The organism is Brevundimonas sp. Leaf363 (assembly GCF_001424025.1).
In the GTDB taxonomy this organism is placed as follows: domain Bacteria; phylum Pseudomonadota; class Alphaproteobacteria; order Caulobacterales; family Caulobacteraceae; genus Brevundimonas.
In genome coordinates, this window is record NZ_LMPZ01000005.1 from 17,239 (window position 1) to 32,430 (window position 15,192).

Sequence of the window (15,192 nt, forward strand, 5' to 3'; positions counted from 1 at the left end):
ATGAAAATCGTCGCCCCCATCGCTATCGCCCTGGCGGCGATGAGCTTGAGCGCCTGCGTCACCGCCCCCTCGCCGTCCGAGTACCGAGCGCCCCAGCCCGCCAAGGCGGTCGAGATTTCCCGCCTCTGGTCCGGCCGCTGGCATGAGATCGCCCGCCTGCCGGATCGTCTGACCGACGGCTGCGTCGCCGGCGCCTCCATCTACACGCCGGTCGATGCGACGCGCATCGACGTGCGCGACACCTGTCAGGAAGGCACGCCCACCGGCAAGGAAAAGGCCATCGGCGGGCGCGGCGAAATCCTCGATCCGGGCACGAACGCCAAGCTGCGGGTCAAGTATCTGGGCGGGCTGATCACCTGGGACTACTGGATCCTGGACCGGGCCGACGACTACAGCTGGTTCATCTCGGCCGACCCGACGATGGAGCGGCTGTTCATCTATACGCGTGAGCTGCCCAGCGCTGCACAGGTGACGCGCCTGACCGAGCGGGCGCGGGCCCTGGGCTATGACGTGTCGCGTCTGGAATACCCCGAGCAACCCACTCAGTGAGGACGGCCATGCGCCCCCAACTTCTGCTGGCCGCCTGCGGCGCGGCCCTGACCCTGGCCGCGTGCGGGGGTGAATCCGCCTTGCCGCCCACAGCGGGCTTTGGTCCCAATCCCACCCTTCCGGCGCCCAGCCGGGCGCTGTTCCCGACCGTGAAGGTCGCCGATGCGGTGGGCTGGCCTGCCGGCGAGACGCCCACGGCGGCCCCCGGCTACCGTGTTCAGGCCTTCGCCGTGGGGCTGGAGCACCCGCGCTGGCTCTATCGCCTGCCGAACGGCGACATTCTGGTCGCCGAGAGCAACGCCCCGCCCAAGCCCGAGAACGCCCCGGCGCCGGATCGCGGCGTGTTCGACAAGGTCAAGGGCTGGGTCCAGGGCCTGGTCATGAAGAAGGCGGGCGCGGGCGTCGAAAGCCCCAATCGCATCATCCTGCTGCGCGACGCGGACGGCGACGGCGTGGCGGAGGTGAAGACCGACTTTCTGACCGGCCTGAAGTCGCCCTTCGGCATGGCGCTGGTGGGCGACCGCCTGTTCGTCGCCAACGCCGACGCCCTCGTCGCCTTCCCCTATCGTACGGGCGAAACCCGCATCGCCGCGCCGGCGGTGAAGGTGGCGGACCTGCCCGGCGGGCTGAACCACCACTGGACCAAGAGCCTGGTCGCCAGCTCGGACGGTTCGCGCCTTTATGTCGGCGTCGGATCCAACTCCAACATCGGCGAGAACGGCCTGGAGATCGAAGGCGACCGCGCCCGCATCCTAGAGATCGACCCGGCAACCGGCGCCACGCGCCCCTATGCGACCGGCCTGCGCAATCCGGTCGGCCTGGCCTGGAACCCCGAAGACGGGCGTCTGTGGGTCTCGGTCAACGAGCGGGACGAGCTGGGGAACGACCTGGTGCCCGACTACATGACCTCGGTGACGCCCGGCGGCTTCTACGGCTGGCCGTGGAGCTACTATGGCCAGACCGTCGACACGCGCGTGACGCCCGCCAATCCCGACATGGTCGCGCGGGCGCTCAAGCCCGATTACGCCCTGGGCGCCCACACGGCGTCCCTTGGCCTGACCTTCTACGACGGGACCCTGATCCCCGGCCTGCGCAACGCCGCCATCGTCGGCCAGCACGGTTCCTGGAACCGCAAGCCGTTCAACGGCTACCGCGTCATCGCCGTGCCCTTCGCCGGCGGGCGCCCGAACGGCATGCCGGTGGACCTGCTGACCGGCTTCGTCGGCGCGGACGGCAAGGCGCGTGGACGGCCCGTGGGCGTCCAGCTCGACCGCCTCGGCGCCGTGCTGGTGGCGGACGACGTCGGCAATGCGGTCTGGCGCGTCGTTCCGGCCTGACGGCTGTCGAGGGCATTCGTCCCCCTCTCTCTAGGAGAGGGATCGCGCAACGAAAAAGGCCCCGGGATCGCTCCCGGGGCCTCTGTTTTATCCGCTCTGTCCAATCAGTTGACCGGAGCGATCACCACCGGCGCGGGGGCCGGGGCCGGCGTCACGACCACGCGTGGCGCGGGCGCCGCCGGAGCGGTCATGGTCGGCGACGGGGCCGGCGTCGACGGCGAGGCGTTATACGGTTGCGGGCCCGGCAGAGGCTCGGCGACCGGAGCGGGCGTCGATGCCGCGCGCTGCGCCGGACGAGGCGCCGGGGCCGAACGCGGAGTGGTGCGGGCGACCGGGGCGGGCGCCGCGGCCGAGGCCGCCTCAACCGGCGTCATCGCCGTGGTCGCCATGGGCTCGGCGACCATCGGGGCCGGCATCGGCGCCGGGGCCGGCTGAACCGCCGCAGGCTCGGCCAGGGGCGCAGACGCCTCGCCGCCGTTCATCAGCATCAGGGCGCCGCCGCCGATCAGAAGCGCGCCGCCCAGCGGCGCCAGGATCATCCAGGTGCGGACGGGCTTGCTCCGCTTGGCGGTGCGGCGGGCGAAGGCCGGGGCGGCGACGTCGTCGCGGCGTACGTCGCCCTCGGCGACCGGCGTCTCGCGGAACGGGTCATAGCGGCCCGAGGCGGGGGTCTCAGCGAAAGGATCGTAGGTGACAGACATAGACTTTCCTCCGTAACGAGGGTCTTGGAACCCGCCCCGGCACACCCGGTTCCGGATTCATCACCCCCGTCACGAAGAAACACCGATGCCGCCACAGGTGGGGCGGCGCGACCGAAAACAGGCCGTATTCGGACCGTTTGGCCGCCTAGAAGTTCGTCACTTCCGAGATCGACAGCACCGCCGGGCGGCTGTCGCCCGACTCATAGGTGCCGATCCAGATCTCGTACCGGCCCGGCACGGCGTTCAGCAGCACCAGCGGATTGGTCCCGTCGCCGCCGTCGTCGTCGCAGTACCATTCGCCGCCGGGCCCGTTGACGATCAGCGAGGTGTCGGCGTTAGCCATGACCGAGATCTTGATCGGCAGGCTGCCCTTGCCGTCCCAGTACAGGCGCACGTCCGGTGCCTCGGTCACATAGCCCTGGCACTCGCTGGACAGGTTCGACGCCGCATAGCCGCCGCCTGCGCGCAGCACCTGCAGATAGGGATCGGGCGTGAACCCGGCCGACAGATTGATTTCGCCGTAGTTGGGCGTGCCGTTGTAGTTCTGGGCCGCGGCCGGCGTGGCGGCGGCGGCCGTGACGGCTCCCAAGGCGAGGGCCAGGCCGGCCAGCGCTTGCATCTTCATCTGCTCATTCCCCCGAATGAACCGGCCCTCCGCCGGCGATCATCGTTCCGCGATGTTTAACGCCGCTGGCCGCCTCGCTTCAAGCACCCTCAAGCTTCCGTCGCGGCGCCGCGTCTCCAGGGCAACGGATGGCCCGATAAGCGGCGTTCGGGGTGCGCGGGGATTCGCCCGCCGGTTGACCCGGGCGGACCGCTTGTCCATCACGAGACACCAAGCTGAGAGGACGGACGACGATATGGGACTGATGGCGAACATCCGACGCGACATGAAGTTCGCGGCCGGCCTTCGCCGCCTGCTGAAGCGGATCAAGCCGATCCAGCTGGATAGCCCCGATCTGGTCTGCGACGACTTCGAGGAGGCCGTCGACAAGTTCTCCGACAACATCGCCATCGTCGACGAGCACCGGTCGCTGACCTATCGCGACCTCGACGCCATGGCCAACCGCTACGCCCACTGGGCCAAGAGCCGGGGCCTGCGGTCCTCGGACGTCATCGCCCTGGTGATGATGAACCGGGCCGAATACCTGGCCGCCTGGATCGGCTTCTCCAAGGTCGGCATCGCCACCGCCCTGATCAACACCAACCTGACCGGCCAGGCCCTGGCCCACTGCCTGTCGATCTCCGGCGCTTTCCAGATCGTCGCGGACGAAGAGACGTGGAAGTCGGTCGAGGCGGCGCGCAACTATGTCGATCGCAATCTGATGCTCTGGGTGCTGGGTCTGAAGTCCGAGGACGAGAGCGACACCCGCCGCGGCCTGGACAATCCGGTGCGCAGCGGATCGTCGGTGCGCCCGGCGCGCGCGGTGCGCGAGCGGCTGACCAACCGCGATACGGCCCTCTACATCTATACCTCCGGCACCACCGGCCTGCCCAAGGCGGCGCGCATCCCGCATTCGCGCGCCCGCACCTATATGCGCGCCTTCGCCGGGGCCACGCGTTCGACGCCCCAGGACGCGGTCTACAACTGCCTGCCGCTCTATCACTCGACCGGCGGTCTGGTGGGCGTGGGCGCGGCCCTGTTGAACGGCGGGCGGCTGATCCTGCGCAAGCGCTTCTCGGCCAGCGCCTTCTGGCCCGACGTAAAGGCGTCCGGCGCGACCCTGTTCGTCTACATCGGCGAACTGTGCCGCTATCTGGTCAACTGTCCGGAACACGCGGACGAAAAGGCGCACGGGCTGAAGCTGGCGTTCGGCAACGGCCTGCGTCCCGACGTCTGGTCCGAGTTCCAGACGCGCTTCGCCATCCCCGAGATCCTGGAGTTCTACGGCTCCACCGAAGGCAACGTCTCCCTGTTCAACTTCGACGGCAAGCCGGGCGCCATCGGCCGCGTGCCGGCCTATCTGAAGAAGCAGATCAACATTCGCCTGGTCCGCTTCGACGTCGAGGAAGAAGCGCCGGTGCGCGGCCTGAACGGCCTGTGCCAGACCACCTCGGTCGGCGAGGTGGGCGAGGCCATCGGCCTGATCGCCGGCGACATCCGCCACGACTTCAGCGGCTATGCCGACAAGGCGGCGTCGGAGAAGAAGATCCTGACCGACGTCTTCGCCAAGGGCGACCGGTGGTTCCGCACCGGCGACCTGATGCGTCAGGATTCGCAGGGCTATTTCTACTTCGTGGACCGCATCGGCGACACCTTCCGCTGGAAGGCCGAAAACGTCTCGACCAGCGAGGTCGAACAGCGACTGGCCGAAGCGCCGGGCGTCCAGGAGGTCATCGCCTACGGCGTCCCCGTCCCCGGCCAGGAAGGCAAGGCCGGAATGGTCGCCCTGGTGCTGGACGGAAAGTTCAACGCCAAGGCGTTCTCGGACTATGTCGCAGAGGCCCTGCCGACCTACGCCCAGCCGGTCTTCGTGCGGATCCTGAAATCGGCCGAGACCACCGGCACCTTCAAATACCGCAAGGTCGACCTGGTCGCCGACGGCTTCGATCCCGCCCGCACCGACGGGTCCGTCTACGTCCGCGGCGGCAAGAACGGCTATATGAAGGTCACCGCCGCCGGCCGCGAAGCCATCGAAAACGGCACAGTCCGCCTCTAAAAGATCCTCCCAGCGGGGGAGGATGCAAGAGGCCTACTTCAGGGCCAGATACCCGCGCTCGACCATCCGCCTGAGCGCTTCGTACACTTCCGCAAGCTCCTCATAGGCCTGCCGCGACGCCGTCAGGCGCGCCACTTGATCCGGGGTGGTCGGCGAGCCCGAGGCCGACAGCCTTAGCGCTTCGGCCGCCCAGCGCGCCCGCGCCGTCGCCGTGGTCACCGCCAGCTTCTGAAAGGCGGCGGCGTCGGCGCCGGCCAGCATCTGGCCGATCACCTCGCGATTGGCGACATAGGCGGCGTAGTCGATCTGCTCCAGCTGGCCGCGCACGCGGCGCTGTTCGTGCGGATCGTTGTCCTGGGGCTCGAAGTGGTCGCTGGTTCGACGCCAGGTCTGTGTGACGGTCGTGGCCATCCGAAGGGTCCTGTCGACGGCGCGTGCCGCCAAGTCAGAAGGCTGCGCTTCGCCGGTTAAGGAGCGGTTGCCGCGCCTCAGTCGGTGGACGGCGCCTTGGCCAGGGCGCTGTGCAGCAGGCGCACCACGTTGGCGGCGGACGGCGCTTCATCCCCCATCATCTCGTTCAGTTCGACGCCCTGCGCCGGCGTGATGGTGGCGTTGGCCATGTTCCAGTCCGCGAACGCGCGCTGATCGATCGGCCGCCGCCCCAGGATGCGGATATCCGCATGGCGCGGGTCCCGCGCCAGGCGCCGCAGCAGCAGGTCCAGCATCTGACCCTGCCCCTCCAGAGCCTGATAGAAGCGGCCGTCGTGCGCCGCCAGGGCGCCGGTCAGACCGTCGCGCGCATTATTGCGCTGCGCCTCGCCCAGCAAGATCGCCATGACCAGCAGGGATTCGGTGGAGCCCCGGGCGGTGCTCGCATAGACGATTTCTTCCAGCATGAGCCCTCTCCGGTGCGACCGTTCCCACCAAACCCATTAACCCTTTCCAATCTGCTAAGGTGCGGATTCAACTAGAAAAGTCCGATTGCCGACACTGGCGGAGCATGGGGCTGCGCGCCTGCGACGTTCGCTCCTTTGACACAGCGCCCGTCGCGTCGCCTCCTGCGGCCATGTTCGCCCTGATCGCCGCGTCCCTGCTCCAGGCTTCGCCTCTCACCGTCGCCGCCTTGCCGCCGGGCGAGACCGCCGGACGCGGCGCGCGTGTCCCCTTCGTCGAGGTCGAAGCCGAAAACGCCGCCACCGACGGCGCGATCATCGGCCCGGACCGGACGTTCGGCTCCTTGCCGGCCGAGGCCTCCGGTCGCCGGGCCGTCCGCCTCGAACGCGCCGGTCAGTTCGTCGAGATCGTGCTGGACCGGCCCGCCGACGGGATCACCCTGCGCTACGCGCTGCCCGACAGCGCCGACGGAAAGGGTCTGGACGCCCACCTGGACCTCAGCGTCGACGGGGCGCCGGCCGGGCGGGCGGCCCTGACCTCGCGCTTTAGCTGGCTCTACGGCGACTATCCCTTCACCAACCATCCGGCGGACGGGAAGGGGCATCATCTCTACGACCACGTCCGCCTGCGTCTGACCCAGCCCGCACCGGCGGGCGCGCGCCTTCGGTTCACTGTGCCGGAGGGGTTCGCCGCGGGCTGGGTCGTGCTGGACGTGGTCGATCTGGAGATCGTGCCTGACCCCGCGCCCGCGCCTGACGATGCGCTCAGCCTGCTGGACTTCGGTGCCGACCCGACCGGGCAGGCCTCTGCCGAATCCGCCCTGAACGCCGCCGTCCGCGCCGGGCGCGAGCAGCAGCGGCCTGTCTACATCCCGCCCGGCCGCTACCATCTGGACGGCCGCATCAACGTCGACCGCGTCACCGTCGTGGGGGCCGGGCCGTGGCATACGACGATCGCGGGCAAGACGCCGGGCTTCCTGGGCACATCCGCGCGCGGTTCCGGCCGGGCCGTCACCATCCGGGGCCTGAGTATCGAGGGCCAGGTGGCCGACCGCGTCGATCCTGAACCGTTCAACGCCATCGGCGGCGGCCTGGGCGAAGGCTCCGTGATCGAGGACCTGTTCATCCAGCATCTGAAGGTCGGCGTCTGGCTGGACGGGCCGTTCAGCGGGCTGACCATCCGGCGCCTGCGCATCCTCGACGTCACGGCGGACGGGATCAATCTGGCGTCCGGCGCCGGCGATGCGCTGGTCGAGGACGTCTTCGTGCGCGGGTCAGGCGACGACGGCCTGGCCCTGTGGTCGCGGCGCCAAGCGGACCGCGACATCGTCTTTCGCCGCAACACCGTCATCGCCCCCAGCCTGGCCAACGGCATCGCCGTCTACGGCGGGCGAGACATCACGCTGCAGAACAATCTGGTCGCCGACATCCTGACCCAAGGCGGCGGCTATCACCTCGGCGCCCGCTTCAACGCCCGACCGTTCCAGGGCCAGATCACCCTGGCGGGCAACATCGCCGTGCGCGCCAGTGGCGGCGATCCCAACTGGAGCCACGGCGTCGGCGCCGTCTGGACCTATGCGCTGGACCAGGCGATCGAGGCGCGCATCCGTGTCACGGGCCTGCGGCTGATCGATAGCGGGCCTGTGGCGATGCACGTGCGCGGCCCGCACGCGGTCACCGACCTGACCCTGTCCGGCGTGGACATCACCGGCGGCGACCTGGCGCTGCGGCTGCAAGGCCCCGGCCAGGCGGTCTTCGCCAATATCCGCGCGCGGGGCCTGACGCCCGGCGGCATAGACGCCTGCGACGAGGCGTTCGAAGTCATGCTGGGCCGCGGCGACGCCGCCTGGTCCCGTCCGCGCACCTGCACCCACCCCGTTGAACCGCCGCCGCCCGAAGCGTAGGCTGACCGTGTTCTCCCGGGGGCGGCGCCTGAGCCGCTGAGATAGAGGTGATCCTCTGACCGGCCGAACCTGATCCGGGTCATGCCGGCGAAGGGATGAGTACGCTTCCGGTCCTGCCCGAATTCAAAGGGCGCCACAGGACCCTTCTCGCCCGACGCCGGCGGACCCTCATTTTTGAGGCCGCGCCATGAACGTCCACGTCCCGTCTGAACCGTCGCACGATCCCGCCGTGGATCTGTCGCTCAAGGACGCCCGCGATCAGGTGATGCGCGAAACCGGCTCCATTCCGACGGGCGAACGCGAGGGCAGCCGCAAGGTCTACGCCCAGGGCGAGCTCTACCCCGACATCCGCGTCCCCTTCCGCGAGGTCGCCGTCCACCCCAGCGCCAACGAGCCGCCGGTGACCATCTATGACTCGTCCGGCCCCTACACCGACCCCACCGTCACCATCGACATCAAGCGCGGCCTGCCCCTGGTCAAATCCAGCTGGCAACTGGATCGCGGCGACATCGCCCCCGTCCTGAACCCCCGCGAGGTCAAGCCCGAGGACAACGGCCACGCCAGCGGCCGCCACCTCGCCCCCCGCTTCGACGTCTCCAACCACAAGGTCTTCAAGGGCGTCCCTGGCCGCCCGGTTACCCAGTACGAGTACGCCCAGGCCGGCGTCATCACGCCCGAGATGGAATACGTCTCCATCCGCGAGAACCTGCGCCGCGAACAGACCGCCCCCTGCATCCGCGACGGCGAGGACTTCGGCGCCTCGATTCCCGACTTCGTCACGCCGGAGTTCGTGCGTCAGGAGATCGCCCGCGGCCGCGCCATCATCCCGCACAACATCAACCACCCCGAGGTCGAGCCGATGATCATCGGCCGCAACTTCCTGGTGAAGATCAACGCCAACATCGGCAACTCGGCCGTCCTGTCCTCCGTCGACGACGAGGTGGACAAGCTGGTCTGGGCCACCCGCTGGGGCGCCGACAACGTCATGGACCTGTCGACCGGCCGCAACATCCACAACATCCGCGACTGGATCATCCGCAACTCCAGCGTCCCCATCGGCACCGTCCCCATCTACCAGGCGCTGGAAAAGGTGAACGGCGTCGCCGAGGACCTGACCTGGGAGGTTTACCGCGACACCCTGATCGAACAGGCCGAACAGGGCGTCGACTATTTCACCATCCACGCGGGCGTCCGCCTGCCCTTCATCCCCATGACGGCCAAACGCGTCACCGGCATCGTCTCGCGCGGCGGCTCCATCATGGCCAAATGGTGCCTCAGCCATCACCGCGAGAGCTTCCTCTACGAGCATTTCGAAGAGATCTGCGACATCATGCGGGCCTACGACGTGTCGTTCAGCCTCGGCGACGGCCTGCGTCCCGGCTCCATCGCCGACGCCAATGACGAGGCCCAGTTCGCCGAGCTGCGCACCCTGGGCGAACTGACCAAGATCGCCTGGGCCAAGGGCTGCCAGGTCATGATCGAGGGCCCCGGCCACGTGCCGATGCACAAGATCAAGGCCAACATGGATGAGCAGCTGAAACACTGCCACGAGGCGCCCTTCTATACGCTTGGCCCGCTGACCACCGACATCGCACCCGGCTACGACCACATCACCAGCGCCATCGGCGCGGCCATGATCGGCTGGTTCGGCACGGCCATGCTTTGCTACGTCACGCCCAAGGAGCATCTGGGCCTGCCCGACCGTCAGGACGTCAAGGACGGCGTCATCACCTACAAGATCGCCGCCCACGCCGCCGACCTGGCCAAGGGCCACCCCGCCGCCCGCCTGCACGACGACGCCCTGTCACGCGCCCGGTTCGAGTTCCGCTGGGAGGACCAGTTCAACCTCGGCCTCGACCCCGAAACGGCCCGCAAATACCACGACGAGACCCTCCCCAAGGAGGCCCACAAGACCGCCCACTTCTGCTCCATGTGCGGCCCGAAATTCTGCTCCATGAAGATCAGCCAGGACATCCGCCGGGATGCGCAGGCGCAGAACGACGCGGGCGGCAGCCTGGCCGAGGCCGAAGCCGGCATGGCGGCCATGAGCGAGAAGTTTCGCGCGGGCGGGAGCGTGGTGGAGGTGAAGGTGTGAGGCTGCGCTCTCATTAAATCACAGGGAGCACTAAAGGCTTTCGAGGAAGCGAATCTACATCTAGGGTTGCGCTCAAGCTGGGGTGGTCGGATTTGTATTTTGGTTGCGAAACTGCGACCGCTTTCACTGTACGGTACTTAGAGGCGCGACCGAGCATGGACCACTTTGCCGTGTTTTGGATCGCCATGGGTTGATGCCCACGAGGTTGAATTCTGACCACTCCAGCCCCGGCCTCCCTATTCCCCGCCCTATCCCTGGCTAACCTATCAAGCGTCCAGCAGCTGGCTCACCTTCTCAACGTCAGCTACGGGAAAACGCTTTCGTTCGAGCTTTATAGGCGGGGGGAGTTTTCGGCTTACCGAAGCTTTCCGATACCCAAAAAAGACGGAACTAGCAGAGTTATTACGGCTCCAAGACGAGGGAGGAAGGCACTCCAGCGCGCGCTTTGACCGTACTTGGAGGAGCTATATGAAGCGCCTCCTTCGGTCCATGGAGCGGTAAAGGGCCGTTCAGTTAAGACAAATGCAGCACCACATATCGGTCGCCGTTATATTCTAAACGTCGACATCGAAGAGTTCTTCTACAATATCCACTTTAAGCGCATTGTTGGGATTCTATCTTCGTCTAGGTATGGAGTTCATATCGAGGTAGCAAAAGCGATTGCGCAACTTTGTTGCCATCAAGGGCGGCTCCCTATGGGGGCGCCGACGTCGCCAGTATTGGCAAACATGGTTTGTGGAAAGCTAGATGCCCAGCTTATCCGGCTCGCCAAGAAAAACAAAATACGCTATAGCAGATACTACGACGATATAACGTTCTCCTCATCTACATCAGGGCATATTGCCGCTGCGACCGGTATGGACTTGAGTGTGAGCCATATATCTAGAGGTGTCGATAACTTATCTGATGATTTTGTTGAGATATTTACGTCAAATGGGTTCAAGATAAATTCAAAAAAGGTATGGGGAACTACTAGAAAGGTTCGCCAGCAGGTCACAGGGCTTGTTGTGAACAAAAAGTATAATATTCCATCCTCACTTATGAGGAATACAAGGGCGATAATCCATTCAATTGAAAAGAATGGACTCAGTGGGGCGCAGGAAAAATTTCTTCTCGTTAGAAAATTGAATGACTCGCCAAAAATAAGGGACCACGTGATTGGTAGAGTTGCCTATATTGGTTACATTACAGATTACGGTCTCCGATATACTGCAATGGCAAGGAGGCTTATGGCAGCGCTTCCTGGCGTTAAACTCCCTGTACCTTTGTTGGAAAGGGAGCGTTCGGTATATGTGGCTACAAATATGCCGGGAGGTGAGCAAGCGACCGCGTTCCATGTTGGCAATGGTCTTTTTGTAACGGCCGCTCACCTGCTTGACCCGAATAATCCACCCGTCTTTGTGAGGCTTCATTCTCCCGATCATTACGAATCACCATTTGTAACCGAAGTGGTGCGTAGGAATTATGATACAGATGTTGCTTTGCTGCGCCACGTTGGGGATGCAACAGTCATAAATAGGCCAGCCATAAAGCTCACAACGAGACAGTCGGTGCGCGGCGACTCTGTTGAGGCCTACGGATTTGAGAATTACGTGCCGGGAAACAAGTTAGGAATTGTTCCTACACAAATCTCATCGGTAAGAGAACTGGAAGGCCAGACCCGACATTCAGTCGGTACGCCTTGGCCGCATGGAATGAGTGGCGGCCCAGTCTTCGACCTCCAAGGGGTTTTCCTAGGTATCGTATTCAGCGGCCCACTATATGGCGAGAAGATTTCGCCATACGGAACCGCATTCACGCCATCCGCGCTTTTCGCAGCTGAGCTGAACGGATGGTTGGACGAGCTGGCTGTCTAGAAAGAGCCGACCGATGCCCACCCTCGTTCTCCTCGCCGGGCCGAACGGCGCCGGGAAGACCACCTTCATCAACCGCTTCCTGCGCCAGCGGGCGGAGGCGTTTCGGTTCGTGAACCCGGACGAGGTGGCGCGCGGGCTGACGGGCGAGGGCGCGGCGCGCGATGTAATGGCGGGGCGGCGGGTGCTGGAGCTTCTGGACGACCTGTTCGCCCAGCGGGCGGACGTGGTGCTGGAGACCACCCTGGCCACGCGCTCCCACGCCGGGCGCATCCGCAGATGGAAGGCGGCGGGCTATCGGGCCGAGCTGGTCTATCTGCGGCCGCCCTCGGCGGACTTCTCCGTCGCCCGCGTGGCGCGCCGCGTGGCGCAGGGCGGCCACGACATTCCCGAGGAGACCCTGCGCCGCCGTTTCGGTCTCAGCCTCGACTATCTGGAGACGGTCTACAAACCGCTGGTGGACAGCTGGGAGGTCTGGTCGAGTAGCGACGGAGACCCCGAACTGCTAGATTGGGGTCCGAAATGAGCACGATCTTCGACCGCGAAACCACGCTGAAGGCCCTGCGCGACGCCGCCCGCATCGCGCGCGAAGGCACGCGCGAGGAGAAGAGCGGCAAGTTCCTGCCGCCACCCGGCTGGACCGGCCATCTGGTCACCGCTGCCGACGCCGCGCCCCGGCCGGCCTCGCGCCCGCGCAAGACGGCGGGCTGAACCGCTTCTTCTTTCGTCATCCCCCGACTTGATCGGGGGACCAGGCGGCCTGCGGGAGCAGGACACTGCCAAGGGCGTGACGGCTGAAAGATCGCCTTCGCTTCGCTGCGGCGCCGCCCCCCGATCCCGCTTCGCGGGTCGGAGGGTGACGAACGCCCCTCGGTCCGCTGCGCGGCCGGAGGATGACGAAAGAACGGGTGCCGCCTAACCCTCACCCCGCCAGCCGCGTCGGGATGACCTCCCAGCCGTAGTAGAGCAGCCCCGCCGTCAGCAGCAGGATGTTGAGCCAGCGGATCCGCACTACGATCATCAGGCCGTAGCCGACGCAGAACAGCCACGGCGACCGCGCGATCGCCCCCCAGAGCGTCAGCGGCCCCAGGCTGGGACGCCCGCCGCCGGCCCAGTCCATCAGCCCCACGATCCAGAAGGCGATCAGCCCGGCGATCAGCACCCCGTACGTCAGGCCGCGCGTGCGGTCATAGTGGGCGTACAGGTCGATCGGCCCCTCGTCCGGCAACGGGTCGGGCAGCACGAACATGGCGGCCATGAAGGGCAGCATCAGCTTGCCGACCTGCATCAGCATGGCGCCGATGGTCGTCTCGGTGTCGTTGCGCAGCCCCCATTGGCCCAGCCAGACCGAGACGGTGACCAGGACGATGATCCCGGCCAGCAACAGCGGCTCGGGCGCCCAGCGCACCCGCCGCCCCGCCAGCGCCAGACGGCTGATCGCCGACGCGATCTGCGCCAGCGCCAGCCCCAGGATCACGGCCGACAGGCCGAAGGTGAACTCGAACAGGCTCATGGTGCGCTCCCCCGCCTCAACTATAGGCTTTCCCTCTCCCAGAGGGAGAGGGCTTGAGCGCCTGAGAGCGCCAGCGATCAGTCTTGCGCGAAAGGGTGAGGGGTGGAGGCTCGCAGGATAGGGCGCACCCCTCACCCTTTCGGCCAAGTCGCATCGCTTCGCTCTGCGGGCCTCAAGCCCTCTCCCTTTGGGAGAGGGACCGCGGGCGCGAAATTTATTGACCCATCACGATTCCGGCCCCGCCGTCGCGCCAAGTCCCCGTCACGCCACGGATTTTCACTTTTCCGCCCACAATCGACCTGGCGCCCTCTCCACCGGCCGTATCATGGGCGGTCATGACGGACGGGGACCACACCATGGGCGACGGATCGATCGCGGACGCGCCGCGCGGCAAGCGCACGCCGCCCGAGGCGGCGTGGGAGGCGGCGCGGGCGGATTATCTGGCGGGGTACAGCGCACCCCAGGTGTGCCGGCGGCACGGCGTCGGGCTCAGCGCCTTTCGCGCCCGCGCCAAGGCCGGCGGGTGGCGCCGCGCCGATCAGGCCTGGACCACGCCGGCGCGGATCGCGGCCCCGCTGGACCCCCTCGACGAAGGCGCGGCCCTGGAGGAGGCGGTGGGCGGCGATCTGGACCAGGTCGACTATCGCGAGCTGTCGTGGGTGGCGCACCGGCGGATGATGCGCGCGGTGCTGCGCGGCGACGCGGCCGCCGTGCTGCGCTGGCGCCGGGTCGAGGCGGTCATGGATGCGGAACAGGCGGCGATCGACGAGGCCGGGCGCCTGGACGACGCCCTGGCCTTCGCCCGCGCCGAGGCGGCCGACCGCGCCGAATACCTGGCCGAGGGGGCCCGTGTGTCGGCCGCCCTGAACGCCATGCACGCACCGGACGGATCGGATGGTTCGAACGCATCGCACGGTTCGGACGCTTTGGACGGATCGGACGCGATTCTCGCCCGTCCCTGACGCGGCGGACGGGCCTCAGCCCTCGGCGGCGATCTTGCGCAGGGCCTGTTCGAACACCTCGGCCGGCTGGCCGCCCGAGATCAGGTATTTGCCCTCCACCACCACGGCCGGCACCGAGTTGATCCCCCGGCCGCGCCACAGGTCCTCGTCGGCCCGCACCTCGGCGGCATAGAGGTCGTCGGCCAGCACTTCGACGGCCTTGGCCCGGTCCAGCCCCGCCGCCTCGGCCGCGTCGGCCAGCACGACAGAATCGGCCAGCGAGCGGTTGTCGCTGAAGTGGGTGCGCAGCAGGGCGGTCTTCAGCGCCTTCTGCTCGGCCGGTCCCAGCGTCCCGGCCCAGTGGATCAGGCGGTGGGCGTCGAAGGTGTTCCAGATGCGGCTGTCCTCGCCCATCGCCATCTGAAACGGCCCGCCCGGCGCCTCGGCCCAGGCCTCGGCCGCCCGGTCGTGGATCATCGCCCGGTTGGCCGCCGACTGTTCGGGGGTGGAGCCGTACTTGCGCACGATATGCTCGGTGATGTTCTCCCCCTCGGGCGCCATCTGGGGGTTCAGCTCGAAGGGTTGGAAGCGGATTTCGGCGTCGATCCCGTCCGCCTTCACACGCTCCAGCGCGGTCTCCAGCCCGCCCAGTCCCACGGCGCACCAGGGGCAGACGACGTCGGAGACGAAGTCGATGGTCAGGGTCTTCATGTGTCTCTCCGGCTGGCCTGCATCGCATATGGGGC

General features: G+C 66.9%; 15 protein-coding genes and 1 riboswitch. Of the genes, 9 read left to right on the plus strand and 6 right to left on the minus strand.

The genetic code is table 11. From position 1 onward, the window contains the following. Positions 1-549, plus strand: coding sequence for a lipocalin family protein (locus ASG17_RS14190; RefSeq protein WP_056105130.1), 549 nt, complete (start codon positions 1-3; stop codon positions 547-549). An 8-nt stretch (positions 550-557) separates the two neighbouring features. Further along, complete coding sequence (locus ASG17_RS14195) at positions 558-1,886, plus strand: sorbosone dehydrogenase family protein (RefSeq protein WP_056105131.1); 1,329 nt, start codon at positions 558-560, stop codon at positions 1,884-1,886. Between the two features lie 104 nt (positions 1,887-1,990). Here ASG17_RS14195 and ASG17_RS14200 read toward each other — a convergent pair whose 3' ends face one another. Both ASG17_RS14200 and ASG17_RS14205 read right to left on the minus strand, forming a co-directional pair. Then, a complete protein-coding gene (locus tag ASG17_RS14200) occupies positions 1,991-2,587 on the minus strand; it encodes a hypothetical protein (protein ID WP_056105133.1) in 597 nt (198 codons plus the stop codon). Between the two features lie 145 nt (positions 2,588-2,732). After that, positions 2,733-3,212, minus strand: coding sequence for a peptidase S1 (locus ASG17_RS14205; protein WP_200935096.1), 480 nt, complete (start codon positions 3,210-3,212; stop codon positions 2,733-2,735). A 235-nt stretch (positions 3,213-3,447) separates the two neighbouring features. Here ASG17_RS14205 and ASG17_RS14210 point away from each other — a divergent pair, with 235 nt between their 5' ends. Continuing rightward, the gene (locus tag ASG17_RS14210; protein ID WP_056105135.1) at positions 3,448-5,247 is read left to right on the plus strand and encodes a long-chain-acyl-CoA synthetase; all 1,800 of its coding nucleotides are present in this window, start codon (positions 3,448-3,450) and stop codon (positions 5,245-5,247) included. Positions 5,248-5,280: 33 nt separating this feature from the next. Here the strand turns inward: ASG17_RS14210 and ASG17_RS14215 are convergent, their stop codons facing one another. Both ASG17_RS14215 and ASG17_RS14220 read right to left on the minus strand, forming a co-directional pair. Then, the gene (locus tag ASG17_RS14215) at positions 5,281-5,658 is read right to left on the minus strand and encodes a hypothetical protein (protein ID WP_056105137.1); all 378 of its coding nucleotides are present in this window, start codon (positions 5,656-5,658) and stop codon (positions 5,281-5,283) included. A gap of 77 nt (positions 5,659-5,735) precedes the next feature. After that, complete coding sequence (locus tag ASG17_RS14220) at positions 5,736-6,143, minus strand: BLUF domain-containing protein (protein ID WP_056105139.1); 408 nt, start codon at positions 6,141-6,143, stop codon at positions 5,736-5,738. 170 nt (positions 6,144-6,313) lie between these two features. On the opposite strand from ASG17_RS14220, the gene ASG17_RS14225 reads away from it, so the two are divergent. From ASG17_RS14225 to ASG17_RS14240, 5 genes are all read left to right on the plus strand, one after another. Continuing rightward, the gene (locus ASG17_RS14225; RefSeq protein ID WP_056105142.1) at positions 6,314-8,044 is read left to right on the plus strand and encodes a glycosyl hydrolase family 28-related protein; all 1,731 of its coding nucleotides are present in this window, start codon (positions 6,314-6,316) and stop codon (positions 8,042-8,044) included. Positions 8,045-8,049: 5 nt separating this feature from the next. Continuing rightward, positions 8,050-8,158: riboswitch (TPP riboswitch) on the plus strand. Positions 8,159-8,309: 151 nt separating this feature from the next. After that, entirely contained in the window at positions 8,310-10,139 is a 1,830-nt protein-coding gene (gene thiC / locus ASG17_RS14230) for a phosphomethylpyrimidine synthase ThiC (RefSeq protein WP_056105346.1), read from the plus strand. A gap of 455 nt (positions 10,140-10,594) precedes the next feature. Continuing rightward, on the plus strand, positions 10,595-11,995 hold the full coding sequence (locus ASG17_RS15290) for a reverse transcriptase domain-containing protein (RefSeq protein ID WP_082496311.1): 1,401 nt from the start codon (positions 10,595-10,597) through the stop codon (positions 11,993-11,995). A 13-nt stretch (positions 11,996-12,008) separates the two neighbouring features. Beyond that, entirely contained in the window at positions 12,009-12,518 is a 510-nt protein-coding gene (locus ASG17_RS14235; RefSeq protein ID WP_056105144.1) for an AAA family ATPase, read from the plus strand. Then, positions 12,515-12,703 carry a hypothetical protein gene (locus tag ASG17_RS14240; RefSeq protein ID WP_056105145.1) on the plus strand — a complete coding sequence of 63 codons (189 nt, stop codon included), beginning with the start codon at positions 12,515-12,517 and terminating at the stop codon, positions 12,701-12,703. The genes ASG17_RS14235 and ASG17_RS14240 overlap by 4 nt, the downstream gene beginning before the upstream one ends. 211 nt (positions 12,704-12,914) lie before the next feature. Here ASG17_RS14240 and ASG17_RS14245 read toward each other — a convergent pair whose 3' ends face one another. Continuing rightward, positions 12,915-13,505 (minus strand): hypothetical protein, encoded by a 591-nt coding sequence (locus tag ASG17_RS14245; RefSeq protein WP_056105148.1) that lies wholly within the window; start codon positions 13,503-13,505, stop codon positions 12,915-12,917. A gap of 335 nt (positions 13,506-13,840) precedes the next feature. Here ASG17_RS14245 and ASG17_RS14250 point away from each other — a divergent pair, with 335 nt between their 5' ends. Next, positions 13,841-14,467, plus strand: a complete 627-nt coding sequence (locus ASG17_RS14250) for a hypothetical protein (protein ID WP_056105149.1) — start codon at positions 13,841-13,843, stop codon at positions 14,465-14,467. Positions 14,468-14,482: 15 nt separating this feature from the next. On the opposite strand, the gene ASG17_RS14255 is transcribed toward ASG17_RS14250, so the two are convergent. Further along, the gene (locus ASG17_RS14255; RefSeq protein ID WP_056105151.1) at positions 14,483-15,157 is read right to left on the minus strand and encodes a DsbA family oxidoreductase; all 675 of its coding nucleotides are present in this window, start codon (positions 15,155-15,157) and stop codon (positions 14,483-14,485) included. Between the last annotated feature and the right edge of the window lie 35 nt (positions 15,158-15,192).

Excerpts from the sequence above, each read along its gene's own strand:
- ASG17_RS14190 (WP_056105130.1), top strand. The coding sequence starts at position 1 with ATGAAAATCGTCGCCCCCATCGCTATCGCCCTGGCGGCGATGAGCTTG.
- ASG17_RS14195 (WP_056105131.1), top strand. The coding sequence starts at position 558 with ATGCGCCCCCAACTTCTGCTGGCCGCCTGCGGCGCGGCCCTGACCCTG.
- ASG17_RS14200 (WP_056105133.1), bottom strand. The coding sequence starts at position 2,587 with ATGTCTGTCACCTACGATCCTTTCGCTGAGACCCCCGCCTCGGGCCGC.
- ASG17_RS14205 (WP_200935096.1), bottom strand. The coding sequence starts at position 3,212 with ATGAAGATGCAAGCGCTGGCCGGCCTGGCCCTCGCCTTGGGAGCCGTC.
- ASG17_RS14210 (WP_056105135.1), top strand. The coding sequence starts at position 3,448 with ATGGGACTGATGGCGAACATCCGACGCGACATGAAGTTCGCGGCCGGC.
- ASG17_RS14215 (WP_056105137.1), bottom strand. The coding sequence starts at position 5,658 with ATGGCCACGACCGTCACACAGACCTGGCGTCGAACCAGCGACCACTTC.
- ASG17_RS14220 (WP_056105139.1), bottom strand. The coding sequence starts at position 6,143 with ATGCTGGAAGAAATCGTCTATGCGAGCACCGCCCGGGGCTCCACCGAA.
- ASG17_RS14225 (WP_056105142.1), top strand. The coding sequence starts at position 6,314 with ATGTTCGCCCTGATCGCCGCGTCCCTGCTCCAGGCTTCGCCTCTCACC.
- thiC (WP_056105346.1), top strand. The coding sequence starts at position 8,310 with ATGCGCGAAACCGGCTCCATTCCGACGGGCGAACGCGAGGGCAGCCGC.
- ASG17_RS14235 (WP_056105144.1), top strand. The coding sequence starts at position 12,009 with ATGCCCACCCTCGTTCTCCTCGCCGGGCCGAACGGCGCCGGGAAGACC.
- ASG17_RS14240 (WP_056105145.1), top strand. The coding sequence starts at position 12,515 with ATGAGCACGATCTTCGACCGCGAAACCACGCTGAAGGCCCTGCGCGAC.
- ASG17_RS14245 (WP_056105148.1), bottom strand. The coding sequence starts at position 13,505 with ATGAGCCTGTTCGAGTTCACCTTCGGCCTGTCGGCCGTGATCCTGGGG.
- ASG17_RS14250 (WP_056105149.1), top strand. The coding sequence starts at position 13,841 with ATGACGGACGGGGACCACACCATGGGCGACGGATCGATCGCGGACGCG.
- ASG17_RS14255 (WP_056105151.1), bottom strand. The coding sequence starts at position 15,157 with ATGAAGACCCTGACCATCGACTTCGTCTCCGACGTCGTCTGCCCCTGG.